Source organism: Streptomyces sp. NRRL S-495 (assembly GCF_000966955.1).
GTDB classification, from domain to species: domain Bacteria; phylum Actinomycetota; class Actinomycetes; order Streptomycetales; family Streptomycetaceae; genus Kitasatospora; species Kitasatospora purpeofusca.
Window position 1 is genome coordinate 1 of sequence record NZ_JZWY01000252.1, and the last position, 275, is coordinate 275.

Sequence of the window (275 nt, forward strand, 5' to 3'; positions counted from 1 at the left end):
GGGGGATCAGTCGTCGGGGTTCTTGGGGGTGAGCCAGGTGAGGCAGGCGGGGAGACCGGCGCTGATGCCGGTGGCGAGGATCAGGCCGAAGATGAGGAGTTGGGGCCCGAGGGGTCCGCCGTGGATGGGCCAGCAGACGAGGGCTGCGGCGACGGCGCTGAGGGTGGGGACGCACACGGCGGCGACGACGAGCCGGAGGGAACGGTTCACGCCACGTCGGCGACGCGGGGCCGGCTGGGGTGCTGGACGGTGAGGAAGCGGGGCGTGGGGAGGGC

1 protein-coding gene is annotated in these 275 nt (G+C 73.8%); it reads right to left on the reverse strand.

Annotation, left to right across the window (positions count from 1 at the left end; translation table 11 throughout):
* Nucleotides 1-6 precede the first annotated feature (6 nt).
* On the reverse strand, nt 7-210 hold the full coding sequence (locus VR45_RS14585) for a hypothetical protein (RefSeq protein ID WP_045940170.1): 204 nt from the start codon (nt 208-210) through the stop codon (nt 7-9).
* Between the last annotated feature and the right edge of the window lie 65 nt (nt 211-275).